Genomic DNA, 1,782 nt, shown 5'->3' on the forward strand with positions numbered 1-1,782 from the left:
GCGGACGCCCGCGTCGCGCACGTACCGGTCGATCTCGAGCAGCTCGGCCGCGGCCGGGTCCCGCGTCCACACGCCCTGCGGCCCGCGGAAGTCGGGCACGCCCGACGACGTCGAGATCCCCGCGCCGGTCAGCACCGTGACGGTCGGTGGGTGGTGGTGGTGCGGCACGGTGCTCCCGGGGTCGGCGGCTGCCGTCGAGCGTAGGCGCCGTCGGCGCGCGGTCAGGCCGCGTCGAGCGCGGCGACCACGCGATCGACGTCGTCGGCGTCGTTCCAGACGTGGAACGCGAGCCGGACGCCGCCGCCGCGGCCCGCGACGCGCAGCCCGGCCGCGTCGAGCCGCGCGCGCACCGTGCCGTCGGGGTCGGGCAGCGACACGATCGCCGACCCGGCGGGCTCCAGGCCCAGCCGCGTGCGCAGCGCGTCGGCGAGCCCCACGTCGTGCGCGTGCACCGCGGCCACGTCGACGCGCGCGAACGCGTCCAGCGCGGGCGCCGCGCCGACCCAGCTCAGCCACGCGGGGGACGTGTCGAACCGGCGGCCGTCCACCGCGAGCCGCATGTCCGTGCCGTAGACGGACGCCCACGGGTCGTCGCCCGCGTACCAGTTGGCCGCGAGCGGCCGCAGCCGGGCGGCCGCGGCGGGCGTCGTCGTCGCGAACGCCGTGCCGCGCGGCGCGCACAGCCACTTGTACGCCGAGCACACCGTGACGTCCGCGTGGTCCGCCGGTGCGGGCACGAGCGGCAGCCAGCCGGCCGCCTGCGTGACGTCGACGAGGCTGACCGCACCGACCTGCGCGGCCGCGGCGCGCACGGCCCCGACGTCGGCGACGCGCCCGTCGCGCGACTGCACGAGCGACGTCGCGACGACGTCGCAGCCGTCGGCGGCCGCCTCGGGCAGGTGCCCGACCGGCACCGCCCGCACGGTCACCCCGCGGTCGGCGTGCGCGAGGAACGGGTACGTGACCGACGTGAAGTCGTCCTCCGCGACGACGACCCGACCACCGTCCGGCACCGCCGCCGCGACGAGCCCCACCAGCGGGGACGTCTGCGCGCCGAGCGCCACGCGGCTCACGTCGACCCCCGCGATCCGGGCGTACGCCGCACGCGACGCCGCGACCGCGACGTCGTAGCCCGCGGGGGTCGCCTCGCCGGCGGCCCACGCGTCGAGCGCTGCCCGCAGCGCGTCGCTCGTCGCGGTGAGCGGCAGCCCGCCCGTCGCGGCGTCGAGGTGACCGGGCACGCGCGCGACCATCGCGCGCAGGTCGGCGAGGCCGAGGGGCGGGGGAGCGGACGTCGTCATGCACCCAGCCTCGCGGTGCACCGCTCGTCGCACAACGACGCCGGACCGTCGTCCGGCCGGGACGGGCCGCCGACCCCGTGACCGGTCGCCGCCCGGGCGTCGGGCACGCGACGGACGACGGGGTCGGCGCCCGAGGGCCGGCGCCCCGGCGGTGGGTAGCGTGGGGGCGTGGACGTGAGCGGACGAGCCGGGGCGGAGGACGGCGCGCGCGGCCGCGTCGTCATGCAGGTGCGGTGGTCGGACGTCGACCTGTTCGGCCACGTCAACAACGCGGCGTTCCTGCGGTACCTCGACGACGCGCGGTTCACGCTCTTCCCGCGCATGGGCGTCGACGAGGCCGGTGCCATGACCGCGTCGCTGCTGGTGGTCGTCAAGCACGAGATCGACTACGTCGCACCCATCCGGTTCCGGCTCGCGCCCGTCGTCGTCGAGGTGTGGGTGCCGCGCCTGGGTCGGTCGTCGGTCGACTTCGCGTACGAGG

2 protein-coding genes are annotated in these 1,782 nt (G+C 77.9%); one reads left to right on the plus strand and one right to left on the minus strand.

What is annotated here, in order from left to right; all coding sequences use genetic code 11:
• Window positions 1–221: 221 nt before the first annotated feature.
• Complete coding sequence (locus tag J7523_RS20280; RefSeq protein ID WP_291890586.1) at window positions 222–1,301, minus strand: aminotransferase class V-fold PLP-dependent enzyme; 1,080 nt, start codon at window positions 1,299–1,301, stop codon at window positions 222–224.
• A 168-nt stretch (window positions 1,302–1,469) separates the two neighbouring features.
• Between J7523_RS20280 and J7523_RS20285 the strand changes: the two genes are divergently transcribed.
• Window positions 1,470–1,782, plus strand: a 313-nt coding sequence (locus J7523_RS20285) for an acyl-CoA thioesterase (RefSeq protein ID WP_291890588.1), incomplete at its 3' end; no start/stop codon positions are given.

The sequence above is a fragment of the Cellulomonas sp. genome (genome assembly GCF_017744555.1).
Classification (GTDB): Bacteria; Actinomycetota; Actinomycetes; order Actinomycetales; family Cellulomonadaceae; genus Cellulomonas.